Here is a 25,360-nt window from a genome sequence, read left to right as displayed (position 1 = left end):
TATGATAAAGCAGCAAAATGTTAAATTAGGTTTTGCACTTGCCATGTTAACCGCAGTGATGTGGGGCATTGTGCCAATTGCAATGAAATACGCGCTAGTGGTTGTTGATCCATTGACATTAGCTTGGTCTAGATTGGCTATTTCAGCGCTTGGTATTACTATTTGGTTGGCTTATAAAAAGCAATTTCCTAATTTAATGATGTTTAGAAAACGTCGTCGTTTTATTTTATTGATGATTGCAGGTTTTGGGCTGTTGGGTAATTTTGCACTATTTGCTAGTGCAGTTCAGTATCTTTCAGCTACAACCGCTCAGGTTGTTGGGCAAATAGGCATTGTGATTTTTATGATTTCAAGTGCTTTTATTTTTAGAGAGCGACTCAGACCGACTCAGATTATTGGTATTTTAATATTATTAGTTGGGCTGGGGTTATTTTTTAATAAAAATATTGTAGATCTGTTTTCTAATATGTCTTCATATGGCATTGGTGTTTGGCTTGGTTTACTGGCTTCGGTATCATGGGCTTGCTATGCACTTGCTCAAAAAGTACTATTACAGAAATTACGTGCAGAACAGTTACTTTGGTTGATTTACCTTATTTGTACTGTTTTTTTGTTGCCTTTTACGTCGCTAAGTAAAATTACAAATGCTGATGCAACTCAACTGTTTGCTATCATATTTTGTGGTTTAAATACTATTATTGCTTATGGCGCATTAGTGATGGCTATGGAACGATGGCAAGCAGCACAAGTGAGTGCAATAACAACCCTAACGCCATTGTTTTCGCTGATCTTTTCAGATTTGTTTGCTTTAATTTGGCCTGAAAAGTTTGCTATGCAATATTTAAATATTTTAGGTTATATTGGTGCAGTATCTGTTGTTGCGGGTGCTATGTTTGCGACCATTGGGCATTATATTTGGCATCCAAGAAAAGGCTGGCTAATTAACCGCAATAAAGGGGAAGAATAATGAAATTTGTTGATGAAGCATCAATACGCGTTGAAGCTGGAGATGGTGGAAATGGTTGTGTCGGTTTTCGCCGAGAAAAGTATATACCTAAAGGCGGTCCTGATGGTGGTGACGGTGGTGATGGTGGTGATGTCTTTTTTATTGCTGATGAGAATTTAAATACACTAGTTGATTTTCAGTTTGAAAAAAATTACCGTGCTGAGCGTGGACAAAATGGACAGGGTTCTGATTGTACGGGTAAGCGTGGTCGAGATATTACCGTTAAAGTACCGGTAGGAACACGAATTACCGACAAATATACAGGTGAAATTATTGGTGATTTAACCCATCACCAACAAAAAGTATTGGTTGCCAAGGGTGGTTTTCATGGGCTTGGAAATGCGCGTTTTAAATCATCGGTAAATCGTGCACCAAGGCAAAAAACGGATGGTACTCCAGGTGAAAAGCGCGATGTATTATTAGAATTATTGTTACTTGCTGATGTGGGGATGTTGGGCTTACCTAATGCTGGTAAATCAACTTTTATTCGCTCAGTTTCAGCTGCTAAACCAAAGGTTGCCGATTATCCATTTACTACTTTAGTGCCTAGTTTAGGTGTAGTAAGAATGGATAATGAACAGAGTTTTGTTGTTGCTGATATTCCTGGTTTAATAGAGGGGGCATCAGACGGTGCAGGACTTGGTATTCGTTTCTTAAAACATCTTGAACGTTGTCGTGTTTTAGTTCACTTGATCGATATGGCACCAGTAGATGAATCAGATCCGGTAGAAAATGCTAAAGTGATAATCCAAGAGGTTCAACGATATAGTGAAAAATTAGCTAATAAACCACGTTGGTTGGTGTTTAATAAAATGGATGTATTAGGTCCTGAAGAGAGTGCTAAACGTTCAGCCGAAATAGCTAAGGCACTTGATTGGAAAGATAAATATTATATTATTTCAGCCATTAATCAAGAAGGTATAAAGACCTTATGTTGGGACTTAATGGAATATATCAATGCGCATCCACGTGAAGCAGAACAAGAAGAGTCATCGCCTGAAAAAGTGGAATTTATGTGGGATGATTACCATCAACAAGCAATGGATGAGACTTTTGATGATGACGATGATTTTGATGACTGGGACGAAAGCGATGAAGAGGGTGTTGAATTTATTTATCAAAAATAATGAGTACTATACTCTGTTTTATTTCGCCTAAATTAGCCATTGTATAGAATTTTTTATAAAAGCAGAATAGGAATATTCTGCTTATTTTTTATATTGTTAAATATGAATCCTCTTATTATGAAATTAGTGAATAAAGGATTTATTTTATCTAGCTTAGAAAAATAAAAAAATGCTTGATTTTGTTAATGATAATCATTATCATTATTATCGTACTTTGTTAGAGCTTTAGAGGCTTCTGAAAAAGTATGACATTGCTCACATTGCTTCCAATGTTTACCAGCTTGACGTTATCGCTAAGCTGGTTTTTTTGTTTTATGTTATTAACAACTATTTTTAAACTTTATCCTCTAGTTAAAGCTATTTTAATTGTTGTTTTTATCTACATGCTAATGTCGTCACAAAGGTTTAAATAAATTGACGGAAGAAGAGTAAAAATTATTATTATGATTACCCAGATGGTTGGTTAAGTTTTCAAAAACTAGCTATTTATTAGTTTGTTCTCAATATCAAATAAAATGAGAAGTGCTGCGTTGCCACCAAATTCTTTAGGCGCTTGATGAAAACAGATAACATGAGGATGCTGAGCTAGCCACATGGGTGTTTGTTTCTTTAAGATGTTTTTCCCATGTCCATACATGATACAAGCACAATGAGCTCTTTCACGTAAACATGCTGCGATAAGAGCGGCAATTTCTTTTTTAGCCTCTTGTTGAGTTAACCCATGTAGATCCAAAAAGAATTCTGGTTCATAAAATCCACGACGCAATTTTTTTACTTCGTAGGGATCTGCATTTTCTCGGCTATAGCGAATAGGGTCTTCTTGCAATAGCGGCTGATAATCATCAGAAAAATAAAATTCAGCATTAATTTTTTCATATTGCTGTTTTTGGGTTTCTATTGCTTTTTGTGAACGTTTTTGTGGTTTATGAACGACAGTATCTTGTTTTAGTTTTTTGGTGATGTTACCAATACTATTTTTAAACAAGTTTATATCATCTTGGTCTAAATTAAATTTATTTGGCATTGATTTCTACTCTGGGTAAATTTTTTCTTTAAATTCGCACAAATCTTCTATAACACAGGATCCACATCTAGGCTTTCTGGCAATACAAGTATAACGGCCATGTAATATTAGCCAGTGGTGACAATTTATTTTATATTCTTTGGGTACGACTTTCAGTAATTTTTCTTCAACAACCTCTACCGTTTTACCTGGTGCAAAACCTGTACGGTTACTTACTCTAAATATGTGTGTATCAACGGCAATGGTAGGCCAACCAAAGGCTGTGTTTAACACAACATTTGCCGTTTTACGACCAACACCCGGTAATTCAATTAGTGCATCAAAACTTTCAGGGACTTCACCCTGATATTTATCTACTAAAATTTGACATGTTTTTATAATGTTATCAGCTTTACTGTTATAAAGGCCAATGGTGCGGATATAGCTTTTTAATTTCTCAATACCAAGAGCCAAAATTTGTTCAGCAGTATTTGCAATAGCAAATAGTGGTTTTGTGGCTTTGTTTACACTAACGTCAGTCGCTTGAGCAGAAAGTACTACTGCGATTAATAGTTCAAAAGGTGTTTCATACACTAGTTCTGTTGTTGGATCTTTAATATGATCTTTTAATCTTTCTAAAATTTGAATTCGGGTTGATTGTTTCACAAAATAATTTTATTAAAAAATAGTAAGATGCATATTATATACTTTTATTTACTGTTTATCTGTAAGTTGCCTTTAGTTTTTTTAATATAGATGGGAACGATGAAACATACTGATTAATAATTGTAAAACATTTTTATTTTTAGTGTTGCTTAGTTTTTTGTTATTTGTATATTCACATTTATACTCACTGACTTTTTAGCATAGTCATTTTATGATAAGCTAGCCCACTATTTCTTAATTTTATCAAATAAGGTTTTTTAAAGATATGCCCTTACCAATGATTGTCACCTTTGCTGTATACATTTTAGGCATGATTGCCATAGGTTTTTTTGCATTTCGCTCAACGCAAAATTTTGGTGATTATATTTTAGGTGGGCGTCGTATCGGTAGTGTTGTGACTGCGCTTTCAGCTGGCGCATCAGATATGAGTGGTTGGCTATTAATGGGATTACCTGGTGCTGTTTTTTTGTTTGGTATTTCACAAAGTTGGATTGCAATCGGATTGATTATTGGTGCTTATTTAAATTGGCTACTCATTGCAGGACGATTACGAGTCTTTACTGAAATCAATCATAATTCATTAACTTTACCCGATTATTTCGCTCGTCGATTTGATGATAAAAGCTCACTTCTACGCATTATTTCAGCTGTCATTATTCTAATATTTTTTACTATTTATTGTGCTTCTGGTGTAGTTGCGGGCGCAAAGTTATTCGAGAGTACATTTGGTATGAGCTATGGTTGGGCGATGTTAGCGGGTGCAGGTGCAACAATTGCCTATACGTTTATCGGTGGCTTTTTAGCAGTAAGCTGGACTGATACTATTCAAGCTAGTTTAATGATGTTTGCACTTATTCTAACGCCAATTATGGTTATGGTAAATGCTGGTGGGCTTTCTGATGCATTGATATATATTGAATCGCTCAATTCAGATTATACCAATTTATTTGCTCATATGGATTTTATTGCCATTATTTCATTATTAGGTTGGGGGCTTGGATATTTTGGGCAACCTCATATTTTAGCCAGATTTATGGCTGCTGATTCACATGAAGTAATGAAAAACGCTCGACGGATTAGTATGACATGGATGATGTTATGTTTAGCTGGCGCAATCACGGTTGGTTTCTTTGGTATCGCCTTTTTTGCTCATAATCCAGATTTATCTTACTTGATTAACGATGGTAAACATGAACGTATTTTTATCGAATTGTCGAAATTACTTTTTAATCCTTGGATTGCTGGTATTTTGTTGGCCGCTATTTTAGCAGCGGTCATGAGCACATTAAGTTGTCAATTATTAGTTTGTTCAAGTGCTCTAACGGAAGATTTTTATCGTGCGTTTTTTAGACCAAAAGCAAAACAGAAGGAACTGGTTTGGGTTGGTCGTATAATGGTGCTATTAGTTTCAGTTATTGCTATTTTATTAGCTATTAATCCAAATAATAGTGTACTTGATTTAGTGAGTCATGCTTGGGCTGGATTTGGTGCGGCGTTTGGTCCTATAATCGTATTTTCTGTTTTTTGGTCGCGTATGACACGTAATGGAGCACTAGCTGGAATGATAACTGGTACTGTAACTGTGTTGCTATGGATTAATTTTAATTGGTTTAATTTGTATTCACTTATCCCTGGATTTTTATTTGCTTCTATAGCCATTATTATTTTTAGTCTTTTTGATAAAAAGCCAAACGAAATAGTAGCAGATCATTTTAAACAAGCGTATAAACGTTATCACAACAAAATAAATTAGAATAAATTTTATTTAAACTAGAATATAAATGTAATAAATTTAATAGGTAAAATATCATGACAAAAAATGTGATCAAACAACTACAAGAACGTGGACTGATTGCTCAGCTTACTGATGAAAAAGCACTAGTAGAACAAATTGAACAAAATCCTATTGCGCTTTATTGTGGTTTTGATCCAACAGCAGATAGTTTGCATCTCGGTCATTTAGTTCCGTTACTTTGTTTAAAACGTTTTCAGTTAGCTGGTCATAAACCTGTTGCGCTTGTAGGGGGAGCAACAGGATTAATTGGCGATCCAAGTTTTAAAGCTGTTGAACGAAAACTTAATACTGAGGAAACAGTTATTGAGTGGAGTGAAAAGATAAAACAACAAGTGTCACCGTTTTTAGATTTTAATTGTGGTGAAAATTCAGCGATGGTGGCTAATAACTATGATTGGTTTAATAGCATGAATGTACTAACATTTTTACGTGATGTTGGTAAGTATTTTTCAGTTAATGCGATGATCAATAAAGAATCAGTTAAACAACGTATAGATCGTGATGAGGTGGGTATTTCATTTACTGAATTTTCTTATAGCTTATTACAATCTTATGATTTTGCTTGTTTGAATAAATCGCATGATGTTGTTTTACAAATTGGTGGATCTGATCAGTGGGGTAATATTACTGCAGGTATTGATTTAACCCGTCGTTTACATCAAAAACAAGTTTATGGTTTGACTGTACCGTTAATCACTAAATCAGATGGGACCAAATTTGGTAAAACTGAAAGTGGTGCCGTATGGTTAGATCCGAAAAAGACAAGTCATTATAAATTCTATCAATTCTGGATAAATACTGCTGATGCTGATGTTTATCGATTCTTAAAATTCTTCACATTTATGCCTCTAAGTGAGATTGATGCATTGGAAGAGGAAGATAAAAATAGTGGTGTTGCACCACGAGCTCAATATGTACTTGCTGAGCAAGTTACACGCTTAGTTCATGGTGAAGAAGGATTGATCGCAGCAAAACGTATTACAGAAAGCCTATTCTCTGGTAAATTAACTGACTTGTCTGAAGCTGATTTTGAACAATTAGCTCAAGATGGTATGCCAACATTAGCTGTTGAGGAAAATGTTGATTTACAACAAGCAATTGTTAATGCGGAATTTGCACCATCAAGAGGACAAGCTAGAACAATGATTGAATCTAATGCTATTTCTGTTAATGGTGAACGTAACACTATAACTGATTATCATTTTACTGATAGCGATAAACTATATAATCGTTATACTTTACTTCGTCGCGGTAAAAAATATTACTGTTTGTTAATTTGGAGTTAATTTCATGAGAAATATTTTATCGATTCAGTCACATGTTGTATTTGGTCATGCAGGGAATAGTGCGGCTGTATTTCCTATGCGTCGAATAGGCGTAAATGTTTGGCCTTTAAACACTGTACAATTTTCTAATCATACTCAATATCGACAATGGACTGGGACGGTAATGTCTGCATCGCATTTAACCGAAATTGCTGATGGAATTAATGAAATTGATGAATTGAAACGGTGTGATGCAGTATTAAGTGGTTATATGGGATCACCTGAACAAGGTAATGCAATTATTGAAATAGTTAAAAAAGTAAAAGCTGTTAATCCTAATGCTATTTATTTTTGCGATCCTGTAATGGGACATCCTGAAAAAGGATGTTTTGTTGCACCAGGTGTTTCTGAGTTTTTATGCAATACAGCATTGCCTATGGCTGATATGATGGCACCCAATATTTTGGAACTTGAAGAGCTTAATGGAAAACAACGTATTAATAATGTTGATGAAGCAATTTTAGCTTGTCGAGAGTTATGTAAAAAAGGACCTAAAGCGATTTTAGTTAAACATTTAAGTAGAGCTGGATATAAAATTGATCGTTTTGAAATGTTGCTTGTAACTAGTGATGAAGCATGGCATATCGGCCGCCCACTAGTTGATTTTGGTGTAAGACAACCCGTAGGTGTTGGTGATATGACAAGCGGACTTTTTCTAGCTAATATTTTACTTGGAAAATCATTGGTTGAAGCTTTAGAACATACTACTTCAGCCGTTTATGCGGTTATGCTTGAAACCTTAAAACAAGGTGAATATGAATTACAATTAGTTGCTGCTCAAAATGAAATTGAGAAACCAACACAGCGGTTTAATGCTAAAAAAGTTAATTAATTGTAAAATTATGTAAAATTATGTAAAATCATGTAAAACTTGTTGGATAGAGATTCGTATTAAATTTATGAGGGTATGATGGATAATATTTCATTAGGAGTGATGCTTGTTGATTTACGAGAAAAAATGGGATTAACTCAAGATGATATTGCCAATAAAATTCATGTGCGAAAGACTGTAATTATTGATATCGAAAATGACCAATTACCTCATGTCCCTTTTGTTTTTATAAAAGGTTATATTCGTTCTTATGCTGAAATAGTTGGCTTATCATCGGATTACTATCAACCATATCTTAATGAATTAACTAAACAATCTAAGTCTCACCAAAAGATAACTCAAATTCAAACGATTAATAGGAAAAGGCGACGAAAGACTCCTTTTATCCTTTGGGGAATATTTGTAATTCTTTGTGTGCTTGGTATGATTCTATACTATGTCAATAAAGACAATAAAAATAATCTTATTGAAGTAAGTCATTATATTTCTCCAGTCCCCGTTACTCGTGTCAATAGTTAGCAAATTTTCTTATTCTCATACAGACATTTTTCTTAAATCTTGTTAAGATCACTTGCTAGTTATTTTTGTAAAATGGTTAAATATGTATGAGTCATCAAGATTTACCAATTGTTAGACGAGAATCAACCCGAATTTATGTCGGCAATGTTCCTATTGGTAACGGGGCTCCGATTGCAGTTCAATCAATGACAAATACTCGAACCACAGATGTAGAAAAAACAGTTGCCCAAATTCAAGCACTTGAACGTGTTGGTGTAGATATTGTGCGTGTATCCATACCTACAATGGATGCAGCTGAAGCTTTTAAATTTATTAAGCAGCAGGCAAAAGTTCCACTCATTGCTGATATTCATTTTGATTATCGTATTGCATTAAAAGTTGCCGAATATGGCGTTGATTGCTTAAGAATTAATCCTGGCAACATAGGTAATGAATCAAGAATTCGATCTGTTGTTGATTGTGCTAAAGATAAAAATATCCCGATACGAATCGGTGTTAATTCTGGTTCTCTAGAAAAAGATATTCAAGAAAAGTATGGTGAACCTACACCAAAAGCAATAGTTGAATCAGCGATGCGCCATGTCGATATACTTGATCGACTTAATTTTGAGCAGTTTAAAGTCAGTGTAAAAGCATCTGATGTGTTTACTGCCGTTGATGCTTATCGATTGCTAGCTAAGCAAATAAAGCAACCATTACATCTAGGTATAACTGAAGCAGGTGGTGTTCGAAGTGGTGCTATTAAATCGGCCATTGGATTGGGATTATTGCTATCAGAAGGCATTGGCGATACACTTCGAGTTTCCTTAGCCGCTGATCCTACAGAAGAAGTGAAAGTTGGATTTGATATTTTAAAATCGTTGCGTATACGGTCTCGTGGTATTAATTTTATTGCCTGTCCAACCTGTTCTCGCCAAGAGTTTGATGTGATTAATACAGTCAATACATTAGAACAACGATTAGAAGATATTATTACACCAATGGATGTATCAATTATTGGTTGTGTGGTTAACGGTCCTGGGGAGGCATTAGCTTCAACTATGGGCGTTGCTGGCGGTCATAACAAAAGTGGTTTTTATGAAGATGGTGTACGTATTGGCCGTATTGATAATGAACAAATGATTGATGAATTAGAAGCTAAAATTCGTGCTAAAGCATTAATATTGAAAAACAGAATTGCAGCAACTGAATTATAATTTTATTAGATAGCGAATAAACAAATGACAGAGAAAAAGATCCAATCTATACGAGGAATGAACGATTTACTCCCAACAGATAGTGCAAGTTGGCAACAGATTGAAAAAATCGTTAAAGGTGTACTAAATAGTTATGGCTACAACGAAATTAGAACGCCTATTGTTGAAGATACTGCGCTATTTAAACGGGCGGTCGGAGAAATCACCGATATTGTTGAAAAAGAGATGTATACTTTCAATGATCGAAATGATGAAAGCATCACTTTACGCCCAGAAATTACCGCAGGTTGTGTTCGAGCAGGAATTGAACACGGTCTTTTTTATAATCAAGAACAACGCCTTTGGTATTTAGGACCAGCTTTTCGTTACGAAAAACCACAAAAAGGGCGCTATCGTCAATTTCATCAATTTGGTGTTGAAGTCTTTGGACTTGAAGGGCCAAATGTTGATGCCGAACTTATTTTATTAACGGCTCGTTTTTGGAAAGCCCTTGGTATTGAACAGCATACTTCTCTTGAACTTAATTCAATTGGTTCGCTTGAAGCAAGAGCCAATTATCGAAATGCGTTGGTTGCTTTTCTTGAGCAACATAAAGATAAATTAGATGAAGACTGTTTACGTAGAATGTATACTAACCCATTGCGCGTACTTGATTCAAAAAATCCAGTTGTTCAAGAGTTGCTGAATCAAGCTCCAAAATTGTTTGATTATTTAGATGAAGAATCTAAAATTCACTTCGAAAGCTTATGCCGACTATTGGATAATGCTGGAATAGAATATAATATTAATCAAAGATTAGTACGCGGTTTAGATTACTATAATCGTACTGTTTTTGAATGGGTAACTAATAGTTTAGGAGCTCAAGGAACAGTTTGTGGTGGTGGTCGCTATGATGGTCTTGTAGGCCAACTTGGCGGACAACCAACACCAGCAGTTGGTTTTGCAATGGGGGTTGAGCGTTTAGTGTTATTAGTTCAAGCGGTTAATCCATCATTTTATTGTGATAATTCGATTGATATTTATATGATTTCATCTGGTGATGAAAAGACCATATCAGCTGCTCAAGGTGTTGCAGAGCAATTACGTGATGGTTTTCCTGATTGGCGAATCATGACAAATTATGGTAGCAGTAATTTTAAGAAACAATTTACCAAAGCAGATAAATTAGGTGCTAAAATAGCTGTTATTATTGGTGAAAATGAATTATCTAATCAGTCAGTAATGATTAAAAATTTACAAACAGGCGAACAAGTTGAAGTTGCACAAAAAGATGTTGTCCAGACTTGTTTGTCTATTAAGTAAAGGAAATAGGAGAAAAACGTGAGTCATCAGTTATCCAGTGAAGAACAACTTGAAGAGATAAAATGCTTTTTTGCTAAAAAGTGGAAAATTATGGTTGCCGTTCTTGTGATCGGATTATTGGCCTTTTATGGCTGGCGTTATTGGCAATCATATAAAGCTGAAAAGGCAATAGAATCATCAGATAAGTATGAACAATTAATTACCCAATTAGATGATAATAAACCAGATTCTGTTAATGAATTAGTATCTTTTGCTAAAAATAACGATACTATTTATAGTGTGTTTGCTAATTTGCGTGCTGCAAAATTTTATGTTGAGGTATTAAAAGATTATCCTGGGGCACAAGCCTTGTTAGTTGATGCATTAAAGAAAGCGGATTCAGAGCCTGTGAAAGCGATTATTAATATTCGTATAGCACGTTTACAGTATCAACAAGGTCAATATCAAGAAAGCCTAACATCATTAGATAATGTTACTAATGAAAGTTGGGGAGCAGTAATTAATGATCTTAGGGGTGATGTGCTTGTTAAAATGTCCCGTTATGCTGACGCAGTGAGTGCTTATAATGTTGCTTTGACTTCTTCACCAACTAAAGATTTAGAAGAAAGTATTAAAATGAAGTTGAACCAAGCTGAATATTTAAAAGCAAAACAACAAGTTGAACAAGAAGCTTTAGCTACTAAAGAAAAGGCAGAAAAAGAGGCTCAGGCAGCCAAGGAAAAAACAGAGCAAGAAGCTGAGGCAGAACAAGCCGCATCTGAAGAAAGTAAAAATTAATTTATCCTGCTATAAGGGTCTATACAATGAAGTTATCAAAATATCTTTTTGCTGGTGTTTTTATTTTTTCACTAGCTGGGTGTTCTTTATTTGGTGGAGAGGAAGAGATTGTCCAAATTGCACCGTCACCGAAAGTAGATAATCAATTTTCTATCCAACAAGTGTGGAAAAATAGTACTGCTGGCAATACTCATATCTATTCATTATTAGGTCCGATTAATTATGATAATGCTATTTACGTAGCGAGTCGTAGTGGACAAGTTAAAGCAATTGATTTATCAAGCGGTAATACTATATGGGATGTAAATTTATCTAAAAGTACACTTTTCAGTAGTAAAACAGCACTATTTTCAGGTGGTGTCAGTGCTGATGATAAATATGTTTATGTAGGCAGTGAACGTGCTGTTGTCTATGCGCTAGATCGTCTCGATGGTAAAGTTGTGTGGGAAAAAACAGTGAAAGGGGAAGTACTTGCTCGCCCAGTATCTTCTGAAAATAAATTAATAATTCATACTGCTAATGGTATTCTTCAAGGCCTTGATCGTGACACAGGTGATTATTTGTGGGATGTTTCCTTCGAAGTGCCGGCATTATCGATAAGAGGTAATTCTACGCCAACTATCGCTCATGGCGCAGCAATCGTTGGCGATGATAATGGCCGAGTAAATGCTTACTATATTAATGATGGTGAATTAATTTGGCAGCAACGTATTTCACAGCCATCAGGCTCTACAGAAATAGCAAAATTAAATGATGTTGATTCTACTCCAGTAGTTGAGGGAAATTTAGTTTATTCTATTGGTTATAATGGTAGTGTTGTTGCGCTTGATTTAAGTAATGGTCAGACTGTTTGGCGTAAAATACTTGGATCTATACATAGCTTGGCTGTGGATACTGATAGACTGTTTGTTATTGACCAAGATGACAATGTTCAAGCCATTGCTAAGAATGGCGGTGGAGAACTTTGGACTCAGTCAGACTTTACTCATCGTTTGTTAACTGATCCAGTCATCTACCAGAATTGTGTTGTGTTTGGTGATTTTGAAGGTTACCTATATTGGTTAAATGATGAAAGTGGTGAACTTGTTGCTAAAACACAAGTGAGTAGTAGTGGATTAATATCTAAACCATTAGTTGTAGACAATAAGTTAATTGTTCAGGCTAAAAATGGTGATATTTATGCTTTTACAAAGAATTAAAGTAACCTAGAGAAGAAACATGGTACCTGTTGTAGCGCTTGTTGGTCGTCCAAATGTTGGAAAGTCGACTTTATTTAATCGGTTAACACGAACTCGAGATGCCTTAGTGGCTGACTTTCCTGGATTAACGCGTGATCGTAAATATGGAAGAGCTGAGATCAAGGGCCATGAATATATCTTAATTGATACTGGTGGTATTGATGGAACAGAAGATGGGGTTGAAAGCTTTATGGCTGAACAATCCCTGCAAGCAATAGAAGAAGCTGATATTGTTCTTTTCTTGGTTGATGCTAGAGCTGGTACAATGCCAGCTGATCATGCTATTGCAAAACATCTCCGTTCTCGCGATAAAGCTACTTTTTTAGTAGCCAATAAAATTGATGGTATTGATGTCGATACTGCGATTTCTGATTTTTATGGTTTAGGATTGGGAGTAATTCACCCAATTGCAGCTAGTCATGGTCGTGGCGTAAGTTCATTAATTGAAACTGTATTAGATCCTATTTTCCAGTTCGATAATAACGAAGATAATAACTCGGATGATGATAATCAACAATTAGATGATCTAACTGAATTATGTGATGATTTTGTTGATGAAACAGAATCATTAATCAATCAACCTATCAAAGTTGCTATTGTTGGCCGACCAAATGTTGGTAAGTCAACACTAACTAATCGAATTTTAGGTGAAGAGCGAGTTGTTGTATATGATATGCCAGGGACAACTCGAGACAGTATCTATATACCAATGAATCGAGATGAACGTGAGTATATCTTGATTGATACGGCTGGTGTCCGTAAGCGCGGAAAAGTTACTGAAACAGTTGAAAAATTTTCAGTTATTAAAACGTTACAAGCAATTGAAGATGCTAATGTGGTTATTTTAGTTATTGATGCCAGAGAAGGTGTATCCGATCAAGACTTATCATTACTTGGTTTTATTATTAATAGTGGGCGCTCACTTGTAATAGCTGTTAATAAATGGGATGGTTTATCACAAGATATCAAAGAGCAAGTTAAAACGACATTAGATGATAGATTAGATTTTATTGATTTTGCTCGTGTGCACTTTATTTCTGCGTTGCATGGTAGTGGTGTTGGTAACTTATTTGATTCGATTCAAGAAGCATATGATTGTGCAACACGTCGTGTTAATACCGCATTATTAACCAAGATTATGCAAATGGCACAAGATGACCATCAACCGCCTTTAGTTCGAGGACGACGTGTTAAACTAAAATATGCACATGCTGGTGGTTATAATCCACCAATTGTTGTGATTCATGGTAACCAAGTAGAAGATCTACCAGATTCTTATAAACGTTATTTGATGAACTATTTTAGACGATCACTAAAAATCATGGGGTCACCAATTCGAATTCAGTTTAAAGAAGGGGCTAACCCATTCGAAGGTAGAAAAAATACTTTAACTGCATCACAGCAACGTAAACGTCGTCGATTAATGAAGCATGTAAGAGGGCGAAATTAATTTATGTCAGGAAAATTAATGAATGATTCTGGGAAAGAAGGCCTTTGTCCAAAGTGTCATCATAAAATGAGTGTTGTTTCGCCACAGAATTTTAATTGTCCTCATTGTAAGCAACATTATCTTGAACAGTATATTTGCCCGACTTGTTTGCAAAAAGCTCAAATGATCAAAGGTTGTGGAGCGGTTAACTATATTTGCCCAACTGATGGTTTGATATCCAGCAGTAAGGTGATATTTCATTATTTACCAGAATAGAAGCTTTATTTATATTAAAGCCATAAGAGGTTATTTTATGCGAATTATTTTATTAGGAGCACCAGGAGCAGGAAAGGGAACACAAGCACAATTTATTATGCAAAAATATGGTATTCCTCAAATTTCAACTGGTGATATGTTGCGAGCAGCAGTAAAAGCTGGTAGTCCACTTGGTTTACAAGCTAAGGAGTTAATGGATGCCGGTAAACTAGTTACCGATGAACTCGTTATTGCATTAGTTAAAGAACGTATTGCACAAAGCGATTGCGCTAATGGCTTTTTGCTAGATGGCTTCCCTCGCACGGTTCCACAAGCAGATGCAATGAAAACAGCTGGCATAGATGTTGACTATGTGCTTGAATTTGATGTACCAGACGCAGTGATTATTGATCGCATGAGTGGGCGCCGAATTCATGCTCCTTCAGGTCGTGTTTATCACATTCGCCATAATCCACCAAAGGTTGAAAATGTTGATGATGTGACTGGTGAACCACTTACTATTCGCAAAGATGATAACGAAGAAATCGTTCGTAAACGCCTTGTTGAATATCACGATTTGACTAAACCACTAATTAGTTATTATCAGCATGAAGCCAAAGAAGGGCGAACACAATATTTCCGTATTGATGGAACGCAAGCTGTAACTGAAGTAACAAAAGAATTAGTGAAAATTTTAGGATAATTTCTTCTCTATTAAAAGCGCAAGGCAGTTAATACTATCTTGCGTTTTATCATCTTGAATAAATTTATGTCACTGTTTATACAATACTAATTTGAAAATCGTAATAAAATACATTGATTCTATAATATTTTCTAATTAATTTTTTTGTTATAATAAAGATAAATCTTTGCTAAAATCATTCAGGTAGAGCATTGATTTTATTCAATTTTTCACTGTACAACAGGAAGTCTTATCTATACTGATAAGATTTTCAATTTTTAGCAAAAGTAAAACACTATAAAACCATTCTTACAATATCGATTTCGCCTAATTCTTTATAAAGATTTTCGACCTGGTCGATATGTGTTGCATTAATGGTAATTGATACAGAATGATAATTACCTTTACTACTTGGTTTGATTGATGGCGTATAATCGCCAGGAGCATGGCGTTGAATCACTGATACCACTTTGTCTACAAGCTCTGGTTTTGCTTCTCCCATTACTTTATAGGTAAAAGAGCATGGGAATTCTAATAACTCATTTAATTTTGTTTTTTGCATAATTTTATTTTTCTCGTTTATTTGATTTGGTGTATCGTTATGACTACCAAGAATAAACACTATATATAGGCAGTTTACTATTCTTCAAGTAACGAATAATAAACATTGCTTTTTAAAGTATATATTTTGATCTATGATAGAAAATTATAACATAGTGTAATTAACGTATCTTGCTATTTACTAATAAGGCTAAAATAACATGTCATCTAAGTCCAATAATAAAGAACCTTTTGGTACATTATTAGGGTATGCGCCAGGTGGCGTTGCCATTTATTCATCTGATTATGAAACTTTAGATCAAAAACAATACCCTAATGATGCATCTTTTCGTAGCTATTCTGGTTATGAATATATGGGATATAAATGGCAATGCGTTGAATTTGCAAGGCGATTTTTATTTTTAAACTATGGTATTGTTTTTACAGATGTTGGTATGGCGCATGAAATTTTTTCACTACGTTTTCTAAGGAAAGTTGTTAATGAAGCGATTTTACCTTTGCAAGCTTTTGCAAACGGAAGCAAAAAAAAGCCCGAGGCTGGTGCGTTACTTGTTTGGGATGATGGTGGTTTTTTTGACCGTACAGGTCATGTGGCTATCATTACTGAAGTATTTAAAGATAAAGTACGGATAGCAGAACAAAATGTCATACATAAGCGTTTACCAATTGGGCAGCAATGGACTCGTGAACTTAAAATGACAGTGACCAGTGACGGTTACCAATTACATGACACGTTTGATGATACGAAAATCTTAGGGTGGATGATTCAAACTGACAAGACTGAATATAGTTTACCGCAACCTAAAATTCCTAAACCGTTACTTGAAATTCATAGCGCACATATTGAAAACCAAGGTCAATTTGATAAAAATTGGTTAAATGAATCAGAGCCATTAGAAAGTGCGTATGTTTCAGCGACAGGTCATGCTATTAGTCATGATGATCACTATCGCTATTTCACTATTTCTGAAAGTGCCGAACAAGAGCTTATTCGAGCAACCAATGAATTACATTTAATGTATTTGCATGCCACAGATAAAGTATTAAAGGACGATAATTTATTACTTAATTTTAATATCCCAGAAATATTATGGCCAAGATTAAGACTTTCATGGCAGCAGCGCCGTTACCAAATGATTACTGGGCGGTTAGATTTTTGTATGGATGAACGAGGTTTTAAAGTCTATGAATATAATGCTGATTCTGCTTCTTGCCATACTGAGGCAGGTCATATTTTGCAAAAATGGGCTATTCAAGCTGGACTGAATATAGGAACTAATCCTAGTAGTGGTTTGCTTAATTCTTTAGCTAACTGTTGGAAGCATAGTGATGCTCAATCTTTTGTTCATATTATGCAAGATAATGATAGTGAAGAAAATTATCATGCATTATTTATGCAAACAGCACTTACTCAAGCGGGATTTAATAGCAAAATTTTACGAGGGCTTACTGGACTAAGATGGGATAAACGTGGTCGACTTGTTGATGATGAAGATCGCCAAGTAACTTGTGTCTGGAAAACATGGGCTTGGGAAACGGTATTAGAGCAACTTCGAGAAGAAAGTGAGGCACAAATTGCAGGGTTACCAATTCGTACATGGCATCCTGAAAATTCAGTTAGATTGCTCGATGTACTTTTGCGACCGGAAGTCTCTGTTTTCGAACCACTGTGGACGGTTATTCCAAGTAATAAAGCTATTTTACCCGTATTATGGTCTTTATTTCCTAATCATCGTTACCTATTAGAGTCTACATTTGAACTCAATGAAAGCCTAATTAAAAAAGGTTATGCAATAAAACCAATAGCTGGACGCCGTGGTAGTGATATTCAATTAGTGAATAATCAAGAACAGATCCTTGATAAAACAGTAGGTCGATTTGCTAAACAAGAAAATATTTATCAAGAACTATGGTGCTTACCGAAAGTCGAAGATCGTTATCTACAGTTATGTACTTTTACTGTTGGTGGACATTATGGTGGGACTTGCTTACGCTCCGATCCTTCTTTAGTTATAAAAGGTGAAAGCGATATGCAACCATTACGAGTATTAACAGATGATGAGTTCTTAAAATAATTTTGTAAAAAAATTTCAGGTAAATAGTTGTTTTAATATAAAATTGAGCTTACCGATTGTATCGCGATTATAAATAAAAATATTATAAATCAAATAATTATTTTATTTGTTTGTGGTTTGTACAAATGGCGCTATTTATGACACAATCTATTAAAAAATGTACTTAAAATTCATATTATCCGTAATGATGTCAATTACAATAAAGGTGTTTTCTGTTAAAATTGTCATAACTGCAAAAATAATTATAAGAAATAAAAATGATATAAAGGAATGGAAAGAAATATATGGCAAATACATTACTTCGAAGTGGTGATATTAAAGATTTCAAAATGCTAGGGCATGATGGAAAAGCTGCTTATTTAGTTGCCGCTCAAATTCGCGAAACGTTTAGAGTTAAATTAGGTAAACAATTTGCTGATTATTTAGCCATTCCTCAACGCAATGATCAAGGTAATATCATTGATTGGTATATTCCTTTTGATTCAAATCGACCTGATGGACAATATGATATTGTTCCTTGGACATCTGCTAGTGAATCCGAACAAGAATCAGCCCTTGAGCTTTTAAAGGAGTTTGAGCGAAAAGTTGTGGCTCTAGGTGAGCAACTAGCTAGTAACCCAAATATTAAAGGCGATCAGCTATTGTTCAGCCGCCTTATTTATGATCCAAAACACAATTCACAAAGTCTAGAACCTAACTTGATGGCAATACGCTTTCCTAGTAATCAATTTGTTTATATTGTTAATGGCAAACCAGTGATTACTTTTTGGGGGTTTGTTTATCCACAAACTCCTCAAGTAAATTCTCCATTCTATTGTTTAGAGCCTGCAAAAAAAGTAACGCCAACAATCACAGAAGTAGTTTCTCCACAAATTAATAATAGACCATGGTGGAAACGTTGGTGGGTATGGTTGTTAGGGTTATTACCTTTATTGTTACTTTTGTTAGCATTGTTTTTGTTACGCGGCTGTTGGCTAAAACCTCAAATATCAATTAACCCGAATGTATCTTTAGATAATAGTAATATTAGCCAACCAGAAAAGGATGAAAAACAAGATAGAAAAGATCCAGAGCCAAAAAACGTTGTCGTTGATAATCGATTAGGTGTCACCAATAACGCTATACCAAATGGTTCGATTTTAGACAATGCAAATAATATTCCTACTAATAGCAATGTTGCTGGTGATTCAGTTGATCATTCTTTACCTACAGACAATGGAAATGATAGTAATAATATTCCAGAGACTGATGCTAAAGATAATAAAAGCGAGCAAGATACGACAAGAACGGATGATAAAGATGACAAATCAATCCCTTTAGATCCAGATAAAAAAGATAATGCCGATGTCCAAAATGATCAAAGCGGGCAAGACAAACAAGACAAACAAGACAAACAAGACAAACAAGACAAAGATAGTGCTGAGCCAACATCTTCCCCATCGGATAAAGATAATAAATTAGATTCTAATTCAGCTGTTGATAAAACTAATCATTTAGCTATGCCAGCTGATGCAATTAAACAAGGATCAACAAAATTCTTAAATGGTCAATGGTCTGTAAATGGTGGTATTCAAGATAAAGCCACTGGTAAACCATTGCAATTAAGTTATAACTTTGATGATGGAAATGGCGAAGTTACTGTAACACGTAGTGACGGTGTGAAATGTACGGGTAATGTGGGTACTAACATTAAAAATGCTAACTTAGATATAGCGGGTAACACTGAGGCTGTTTGTAGTGACAATACCAAATATCAATTACCAAAGATTCAATGTACGCCAGACAAAAATAATAAAGCTAATTGTCAGGGAATTTATAATAATGGGGCTCCATTCCCAATAACAATGAAAAAACAATAAAGGTTGTATATGCTTCCAGAATTACGCAATTATGGTCAAGAAGTGACACTTATTATGAACAGTGGTATTCAGTTTCTTGACTTTGCACTTAAAATCGATTGGAAAGATAATAAATGGCGCAGTAAAGTTAATGGATGCTTTATTGATCCCTCTGAGAGTGGCGCGCTAATTAGGTTGGTTGAAGATGTGGAAAATGGTCAATTTTTTACACCAGATAATCCCACATTTGCTGTTAATCCAACACAGGAAATTAGTGTTGAACAGTCCTTAAAACTATACGACGGTATTTGGTTACCAGTTCCTATGTTACGTTCAATACCTTCAAATCGTTTTGATAAAGGGCCACATAACTGGAGCCGAGTTCGAATAGTTAGTATTCCTGAAGGTGAAGATCCTGATGGTAATACACATCGAATCACTTTTGCTTTTGATACAAAAGTATTTGCTAACTTACAAGATGTTGCTTATCTTGCTCCAACCGAAAACGATGTGATGACTGGTGCAGTATTTAGTTTAGCACATCGCTCAGATCACGTTTCATGGTATTTAGAACTCAAATGGATAACTAGTTGGTTAATTGATCTCTTTCAAGAACTTGCACCACAACCAGAGCGTTTAAAGATACATAAAGATGATATTAATCAAGAGATTAAGTGTAAGTCTTATTATGGGCACTATCTAAATATCATCCATTTACTTGCTGATTCCTTGCAATTACCAACAATTAAAATTGTGTCAAACAATAAGGATGATGTTGTTAAATCAATTCCTGTTGATATGATTTTAGATGTGGGTAATTCACGTACTTGTGGCATTTTAATTGAAGATCATGCCCAAGATAAAGATAGTTTAAATCATCGTTATGAGCTTGAAATTCGAGACTTAACTCAGCCAGAGCATATTTACAATGAACCGTTTGAAAGCCGAGTAGAATTTGCCCAAACTTTTTTGGGTAAAGAACATTTTTCATTACAAAGTGGTCGACGAGATACTTTCCGGTGGCCTAGTATTGTCCGTGTTGGCCAAGAGGCAAGTCGGCTTGCAAGTCGGCGAGAGGGTAATGAAGGTGCAACGGGTCTTTCAAGCCCTAAACGCTATTTATGGGATCAAGATAAATACGAACAAGGTTGGCGTTTTAATTCTCATTATGTAAAAAGTGATCATGAACCATTTGCAACAGCAGAACCTTTTTCAAGCTTAATTAATGAATACGGTGAAGCATTACATATTTTAAGTAATGATATTGAAGAAGAGTATGACCGTAAAATGCCGGTTTTCCACCCCAAATACTCGCGTAGTTCTTTGATGACTTTTATGTTATGTGAAGTATTAATGCATGCATTAATGCAAATGAATAGTGTTGCTCAGCGTAATAAACTTGAGCATGCTAAAACTCCACGTAATTTACGATCTATTATTTTAACTATTCCGCCAGCCATGCCAAAACCCGAACAAGCAATATTTAAAAGTTGCGTATATCAAGCAATAGGTTTGGTTTGGAAAAGCCTAGGTTGGGATAGTTCAGATAAAAATATTGATTTTAATAATCCAGAACAACTAGAAAGTGTATGGCCAAATATTCCAGAAGTGCATATTCAATGGGACGAAGCAACTTGTGGGCAAGTGGTTTACCTCTTTAACGAGACACAAAATAATTATAATGGGCGCAGTGAAGAATTCATTGCTTCAATGGTTCGTCCGGCTAAAGATAATAAGCAAAAACTAACCATTGCAACAGTTGATATTGGTGGTGGCACAACAGATTTAGTGATTAACGATTACCAATTAGATTATGGTGTAAGTGGTCAAACCAACAGTAGTAATGCTTATATTGTGCCAACGCAACGTTTTCGTGATGGATTCAAAGTTGCAGGGGATGATATTTTACTTGATATCATTCAAGATACCGTTCTAACCGCTTTAACAAATGGTCTAAAACAAGCTGGAATTGCAGATCCAAACCCAATTTTATCTACTATTATTGGTTCACAACAACTATCTATCCAAGATGCGGTACTGCGCCAACAACTTACTTTACAGCTATTTACTCCAGTTGGATTACAAATATTAAAAGCTTATGAACTTTATGACCCATTACATTCAGAGCAACATGATTATCGTTCTACCTTTGGTGAATTATTACAACATAGCTCTATGACTGATAATGTGCTCAATTTTATAAATGAACCTATTAGGCGCGCATTAAATAATCCTGAGTTTTCGGTACTTGATTTAAGTATTGATATTAACCTTAAACGTATACATTATTTGTTTATTCGTGGTGATTATTACAATATCTGTAAAACGTTTGATGCATTATCCGAAATTATTAGTTGTTATCAGTGTGATGTTCTTTTATTAACCGGTCGCCCTTCTCGATTACCGGGCGTTCAAAGTTATTTCCGATCACGCTTATCCATGCCTGCAGGGCGAATTTTGCCTTTACATGGTTATCATACTGGTGGTTGGTATCCTTTCCATAAACAAGAACGCGTTGATGACCCTAAAACAACGGCTGCTGTGGGTGCTATGCTTTGTTTTTTAAGCAAAAATTTAAGATTACCTAATTTCTATTTTAGATCTTCTAATATGGATTTATATTCAACAGTTAAATACATTGGACTTTTAGATAATCTTAATATGATTAAAAAAGAAAATGTTTATTATCAAGATATTGACTTAGATAATCCTGATTATGATTTTCCTGAACTCTCGTTTGAAATAAGAGGCACTACAAGACTTGGTTTTAGGCAACTTGAAGTTGAAAGGTGGCCAGCATCGCCTATTTATATTTTAACAATTGAAAATAGTGAAGTGGCCAAGCGATTAAGTGCTGAAGGCGTCGTATTAGAAGTTACTCTCGGAATAAAAAACAAACCAAAAACGGTCGAAAATTTTTATATTAAAGATGTAAAAGCCTCTGATGGGCGGGCCTGTAATAAAAATCAGGATATTAAACTAAGTTTAAATACAATGGTTAACTCTGGTTTAATAAGTACGCAATATTGGCTTGATAGTGGAATGATAAAACGATGAAAAACTTAAATGAACAACTTCCTAAATCTTGGGAACAGGTCTATCAAGCATCAGCAAAGGCCATTGAGTGGGTAGATCAAACACGCCATTCATCTAAACGTTTAGATAGTGAAGCGGATAATTTAATTTTAGATTTACGTCGTTTACGTAATAGTGCAAAACGATTGGGTGATGTATCAACTAAGTCTGTTGCAGTGGGTTTTTTTGGATTATCACAGGCAGGTAAATCTTACCTTATTTCGGCATTAGCCGCGGGTGAAAATGGTAAGCTTGAAACGGTTGTTGATAACGAAGTTTTAGACTTTATTGATCATGTGAACCCTGTAGGTAGTGGTAAAGAAGCGACAGGTCTTGTTACTCGTTTTAGCCGTATTGCTAAAGGTGGTATAGCTAACTATCCGTTAGAATTAAAATTATTTAAAGAGATAGAAATTGTAAAAATCTTAATAAATGCCTATTTTAAAGATTTTGACCAACAAAAAGTATCCAATAAAATTGAGTTTTCGCAGCTAAATCAGTTGATTCAACGGTTAGAAAATAAAAAACAAATAAGCTATGTTGGCGGTATTATTGAAGATGATGTTGTTGATCTTTATGATTATTTATCTGAGAACTTCGGTAACTCGCTTGAAGGTTTGAAAGGGGGATATTGGGAAAAAGCAACGCACCTTCTTCCTTATTTGCCTGTATCTGATCGTGGTGAACTGATTTCTGTTTTATGGGGTGGTATTTCTGAACTCACCACAATCTATACCCAACTAGCGATGACCTTATCAAGTTTTAGTCATGCTGAAACGGTATATGCGCCGCTTTCTGTCTTAATCAAAGATAATAACGGTACTAAGTCACAAATTGACAGTATTATGAATGTTGATATTCTTGAGCGATTAAATACCGACAAAGATTCATCTGTCACTATAACACCATTAAATGGTGCACCAACAACTATATCTTTAGCACAATTGGCTTTTTTAACAGCCGAATTAATTTTTCCATTAGTCAATAAAACCAGAGTACCAACATTTGAAAATGTAGATTTACTTGATTTTCCTGGATACCGAGGCCGTCTAAACTTGATATCGATTTCTGATGTTAAAGAAGGTAATCCAATTGCTCAGCTTTTATTGCGTGGTAAAGTTGCTTATCTTTTTGAAAAATATACTGACAGCCAGGAAATGAATGTGCTAGTTGTTTGTACACCATCAGATAAACAATCTGATGTTAATGATGTAGGTCCAGTACTTGAGCGCTGGATTGATAAAACCCAAGGTGAAACAGCTGAAAAAAGAGCTACTAAAAAGCCGGGATTATTATGGGCAATAACCATGTTTGATAAACGCATTGGCACATCATTAACACTATCTGAAGATAATCTAAAAAATAGCTGGGGCAAAGGAGGTTTGCTACAACAAACTATCTTAGAACGTTTTGGTAGTTATGATTGGTTAAGTAATTGGTCAAACAACCACAAATTTAATAATATTTTTCTAGTTCGAAAACCTGGATTTGATGTGCCATTTTTAAATGTCGAACCAAGCACTGGCCAAGAGCTTGATTATAGAGAAAATTATCAAGATAAAATGAATGTATTAAGAAGTACATTTGTGCAAAATAATGATATTAAAGAATATGTGTTCCAGCCAGAAGAAGCATGGGATGCCATGTTAAAACTTAATGATGGTGGTATAGGGCGAATTAGTCAATACTTGGAGCAAGTTGCCATTACGGAAGTAAAACAACAGCGTATTGTTGAACAGCTTAATGAAAAAATTGATTACATCATTAATATGCGTTTTGATACTTGGTATCAAGCGGATAGTGATGAAGAGTTAGTTAAGAAAAAGCAAGTAATTGCTGATGCAGTTAAAGAATTGCAAAGTAAAGCACTATTATTAGGTGAACTACTTAAAGTGTTTGAATTGCCAGATCAAACAATTAGAGCACTTTATCATTCCAATACAATAGAAAATGAAATACAGCAAGATAGCAATGATAATTTGTTAGATAATTTATCGAATGATTTTGGTTTAAATGCTGATTTCGAGTTATTTTCTGATGAGAATTCACCATTGCCCACTAAACAAGTTGCCACATTACCAACCGAATCAAAGTTTGCCAAAACTGTTTTTTCGGCATGGTTAGAGCATTTAAGGAATATTGTATTAGATAAGCATATTTTACAGTTTTTTGGTATCAATCAAAAATCACTCTCTTTTATTGTAGAAGAACTTATTACTGCAGCTAATCGAATGAAACTTGAAGCAAGTTTAACCGAGCATATTTTGAATAACGAAAATACTGGTAGTAAGCGTGATGATCTAGAATCTAGACAAATTAGTGCTATTCACACTTTACTAACCGACTTTATTGCATGGCTTGGTTTTATTCAAGGGCAGGGAAGTGATATACCAATGAGTAAAGTTAATCAGGGGAAACCGATATTTTCTTCACCGCTAAGTGAATTGAATGTTCAATCATCACATTCATTACCGAAACTGGACGATAAAACTAAAAATTATTCTCAGTATGCGATATTTGATTGGTTTGTTGCATTTGCAATGCTTGCGAAAGAAAATGTGGGACACCATGCAGGACGAGAAATTAGTCAAGAACAAAATAGCCGATTGGGTGAAATTCTTAATTTTTTCAAACAATCGCAGATTAATTAAAATTAAAT

General features: G+C 34.9%; 20 protein-coding genes. 17 read left to right on the top strand and 3 right to left on the bottom strand.

The genetic code is table 11. From position 1 onward, the window contains the following. Nucleotide 1 precedes the first annotated feature (1 nt). Complete coding sequence (locus A9G31_RS07335; protein ID WP_065561079.1) at nt 2-967, top strand: DMT family transporter; 966 nt, start codon at nt 2-4, stop codon at nt 965-967. Beyond that, the gene (gene cgtA, locus A9G31_RS07330) at nt 967-2,133 is read left to right on the top strand and encodes an Obg family GTPase CgtA (protein WP_065561078.1); all 1,167 of its coding nucleotides are present in this window, start codon (nt 967-969) and stop codon (nt 2,131-2,133) included. The genes A9G31_RS07335 and cgtA overlap by 1 nt, the downstream gene beginning before the upstream one ends. Before the next feature lie 478 nt (nt 2,134-2,611). Here the strand turns inward: cgtA and smrB are convergent, their stop codons facing one another. Both smrB and nth read right to left on the bottom strand, forming a co-directional pair. After that, a complete protein-coding gene (gene smrB / locus A9G31_RS07325) occupies nt 2,612-3,157 on the bottom strand; it encodes an endonuclease SmrB (protein ID WP_065561077.1) in 546 nt (181 codons plus the stop codon). Between the two features lie 6 nt (nt 3,158-3,163). Next, the gene (nth, locus tag A9G31_RS07320) at nt 3,164-3,802 is read right to left on the bottom strand and encodes an endonuclease III (RefSeq protein WP_065561076.1); all 639 of its coding nucleotides are present in this window, start codon (nt 3,800-3,802) and stop codon (nt 3,164-3,166) included. Between the two features lie 265 nt (nt 3,803-4,067). On the opposite strand from nth, the gene putP reads away from it, so the two are divergent. The 11 genes from putP (at nt 4,068) to adk (ending at nt 15,173) form a co-directional block, all read left to right on the top strand. Beyond that, nucleotides 4,068-5,555, top strand: a complete 1,488-nt coding sequence (gene putP / locus A9G31_RS07315; RefSeq protein WP_176700371.1) for a sodium/proline symporter PutP — start codon at nt 4,068-4,070, stop codon at nt 5,553-5,555. A gap of 56 nt (nt 5,556-5,611) precedes the next feature. After that, nucleotides 5,612-6,883, top strand: coding sequence for a tyrosine--tRNA ligase (gene tyrS / locus A9G31_RS07310; protein ID WP_218056410.1), 1,272 nt, complete (start codon nt 5,612-5,614; stop codon nt 6,881-6,883). Nucleotides 6,884-6,887: 4 nt separating this feature from the next. After that, on the top strand, nt 6,888-7,754 hold the full coding sequence (pdxY, locus tag A9G31_RS07305) for a pyridoxal kinase PdxY (protein ID WP_065561074.1): 867 nt from the start codon (nt 6,888-6,890) through the stop codon (nt 7,752-7,754). A 75-nt stretch (nt 7,755-7,829) separates the two neighbouring features. After that, nucleotides 7,830-8,273 carry a helix-turn-helix domain-containing protein gene (locus A9G31_RS07300; protein WP_081299378.1) on the top strand — a complete coding sequence of 148 codons (444 nt, stop codon included), beginning with the start codon at nt 7,830-7,832 and terminating at the stop codon, nt 8,271-8,273. Between the two features lie 86 nt (nt 8,274-8,359). Next, the gene (gene ispG / locus A9G31_RS07295) at nt 8,360-9,469 is read left to right on the top strand and encodes a flavodoxin-dependent (E)-4-hydroxy-3-methylbut-2-enyl-diphosphate synthase (RefSeq protein WP_065561072.1); all 1,110 of its coding nucleotides are present in this window, start codon (nt 8,360-8,362) and stop codon (nt 9,467-9,469) included. 24 nt (nt 9,470-9,493) lie between these two features. Further along, complete coding sequence (gene hisS, locus A9G31_RS07290; RefSeq protein WP_065561071.1) at nt 9,494-10,771, top strand: histidine--tRNA ligase; 1,278 nt, start codon at nt 9,494-9,496, stop codon at nt 10,769-10,771. 18 nt (nt 10,772-10,789) lie between these two features. Beyond that, nucleotides 10,790-11,548 (top strand): YfgM family protein, encoded by a 759-nt coding sequence (locus A9G31_RS07285; RefSeq protein WP_065561070.1) that lies wholly within the window; start codon nt 10,790-10,792, stop codon nt 11,546-11,548. Nucleotides 11,549-11,574: 26 nt separating this feature from the next. Then, nucleotides 11,575-12,747: an outer membrane protein assembly factor BamB gene (gene bamB, locus A9G31_RS07280; RefSeq protein ID WP_065561069.1), complete on the top strand. Its 1,173-nt coding sequence runs from the start codon at nt 11,575-11,577 to the stop codon at nt 12,745-12,747. A 19-nt stretch (nt 12,748-12,766) separates the two neighbouring features. After that, nucleotides 12,767-14,236 carry a ribosome biogenesis GTPase Der gene (gene der, locus A9G31_RS07275; protein WP_065561068.1) on the top strand — a complete coding sequence of 490 codons (1,470 nt, stop codon included), beginning with the start codon at nt 12,767-12,769 and terminating at the stop codon, nt 14,234-14,236. Between the two features lie 18 nt (nt 14,237-14,254). After that, nucleotides 14,255-14,491, top strand: a complete 237-nt coding sequence (locus A9G31_RS07270; protein ID WP_141671410.1) for a YfgJ family double zinc ribbon protein — start codon at nt 14,255-14,257, stop codon at nt 14,489-14,491. A 37-nt stretch (nt 14,492-14,528) separates the two neighbouring features. After that, the gene (adk, locus tag A9G31_RS07265; protein WP_065561067.1) at nt 14,529-15,173 is read left to right on the top strand and encodes an adenylate kinase; all 645 of its coding nucleotides are present in this window, start codon (nt 14,529-14,531) and stop codon (nt 15,171-15,173) included. A 274-nt stretch (nt 15,174-15,447) separates the two neighbouring features. Here the strand turns inward: adk and ybeD are convergent, their stop codons facing one another. After that, nucleotides 15,448-15,714, bottom strand: a complete 267-nt coding sequence (gene ybeD, locus A9G31_RS07260; protein WP_034913328.1) for a DUF493 family protein YbeD — start codon at nt 15,712-15,714, stop codon at nt 15,448-15,450. A gap of 199 nt (nt 15,715-15,913) precedes the next feature. Between ybeD and gss the strand changes: the two genes are divergently transcribed. The 4 genes from gss to A9G31_RS07240 all read left to right on the top strand — a co-directional run bounded on the left by gss (nt 15,914) and on the right by A9G31_RS07240 (nt 25,352). Then, the gene (gss, locus tag A9G31_RS07255) at nt 15,914-17,788 is read left to right on the top strand and encodes a bifunctional glutathionylspermidine amidase/synthase (RefSeq protein ID WP_065561066.1); all 1,875 of its coding nucleotides are present in this window, start codon (nt 15,914-15,916) and stop codon (nt 17,786-17,788) included. Between the two features lie 284 nt (nt 17,789-18,072). Further along, nucleotides 18,073-19,647 carry an SrfA family protein gene (locus tag A9G31_RS07250; protein WP_065561065.1) on the top strand — a complete coding sequence of 525 codons (1,575 nt, stop codon included), beginning with the start codon at nt 18,073-18,075 and terminating at the stop codon, nt 19,645-19,647. A gap of 9 nt (nt 19,648-19,656) precedes the next feature. Then, the gene (locus A9G31_RS07245) at nt 19,657-22,683 is read left to right on the top strand and encodes a virulence factor SrfB (RefSeq protein ID WP_065561064.1); all 3,027 of its coding nucleotides are present in this window, start codon (nt 19,657-19,659) and stop codon (nt 22,681-22,683) included. Next, the gene (locus tag A9G31_RS07240) at nt 22,680-25,352 is read left to right on the top strand and encodes a putative virulence factor (protein ID WP_065561063.1); all 2,673 of its coding nucleotides are present in this window, start codon (nt 22,680-22,682) and stop codon (nt 25,350-25,352) included. The genes A9G31_RS07245 and A9G31_RS07240 overlap by 4 nt, the downstream gene beginning before the upstream one ends. Nucleotides 25,353-25,360 lie beyond the last annotated feature (8 nt).

This window comes from Gilliamella sp. Gris1-4 (assembly GCF_001690335.1).
In the GTDB taxonomy this organism is placed as follows: Bacteria; Pseudomonadota; Gammaproteobacteria; order Enterobacterales; family Orbaceae; genus Gilliamella; species Gilliamella apicola_P.
This window is presented reverse-complemented; position numbering and strand designations above follow the sequence as displayed.

Excerpts from the sequence above, each read along its gene's own strand:
- A9G31_RS07335 (WP_065561079.1), top strand. The coding sequence starts at position 2 with ATGATAAAGCAGCAAAATGTTAAATTAGGTTTTGCACTTGCCATGTTA.
- cgtA (WP_065561078.1), top strand. The coding sequence starts at position 967 with ATGAAATTTGTTGATGAAGCATCAATACGCGTTGAAGCTGGAGATGGT.
- smrB (WP_065561077.1), bottom strand. The coding sequence starts at position 3,157 with ATGCCAAATAAATTTAATTTAGACCAAGATGATATAAACTTGTTTAAA.
- putP (WP_176700371.1), top strand. The coding sequence starts at position 4,068 with ATGCCCTTACCAATGATTGTCACCTTTGCTGTATACATTTTAGGCATG.
- tyrS (WP_218056410.1), top strand. The coding sequence starts at position 5,612 with ATGACAAAAAATGTGATCAAACAACTACAAGAACGTGGACTGATTGCT.
- pdxY (WP_065561074.1), top strand. The coding sequence starts at position 6,888 with ATGAGAAATATTTTATCGATTCAGTCACATGTTGTATTTGGTCATGCA.
- A9G31_RS07300 (WP_081299378.1), top strand. The coding sequence starts at position 7,830 with ATGATGGATAATATTTCATTAGGAGTGATGCTTGTTGATTTACGAGAA.
- ispG (WP_065561072.1), top strand. The coding sequence starts at position 8,360 with ATGAGTCATCAAGATTTACCAATTGTTAGACGAGAATCAACCCGAATT.
- hisS (WP_065561071.1), top strand. The coding sequence starts at position 9,494 with ATGACAGAGAAAAAGATCCAATCTATACGAGGAATGAACGATTTACTC.
- bamB (WP_065561069.1), top strand. The coding sequence starts at position 11,575 with ATGAAGTTATCAAAATATCTTTTTGCTGGTGTTTTTATTTTTTCACTA.
- der (WP_065561068.1), top strand. The coding sequence starts at position 12,767 with ATGGTACCTGTTGTAGCGCTTGTTGGTCGTCCAAATGTTGGAAAGTCG.
- A9G31_RS07270 (WP_141671410.1), top strand. The coding sequence starts at position 14,255 with ATGAATGATTCTGGGAAAGAAGGCCTTTGTCCAAAGTGTCATCATAAA.
- adk (WP_065561067.1), top strand. The coding sequence starts at position 14,529 with ATGCGAATTATTTTATTAGGAGCACCAGGAGCAGGAAAGGGAACACAA.
- ybeD (WP_034913328.1), bottom strand. The coding sequence starts at position 15,714 with ATGCAAAAAACAAAATTAAATGAGTTATTAGAATTCCCATGCTCTTTT.
- gss (WP_065561066.1), top strand. The coding sequence starts at position 15,914 with ATGTCATCTAAGTCCAATAATAAAGAACCTTTTGGTACATTATTAGGG.
- A9G31_RS07250 (WP_065561065.1), top strand. The coding sequence starts at position 18,073 with ATGGCAAATACATTACTTCGAAGTGGTGATATTAAAGATTTCAAAATG.
- A9G31_RS07245 (WP_065561064.1), top strand. The coding sequence starts at position 19,657 with ATGCTTCCAGAATTACGCAATTATGGTCAAGAAGTGACACTTATTATG.
- A9G31_RS07240 (WP_065561063.1), top strand. The coding sequence starts at position 22,680 with ATGAAAAACTTAAATGAACAACTTCCTAAATCTTGGGAACAGGTCTAT.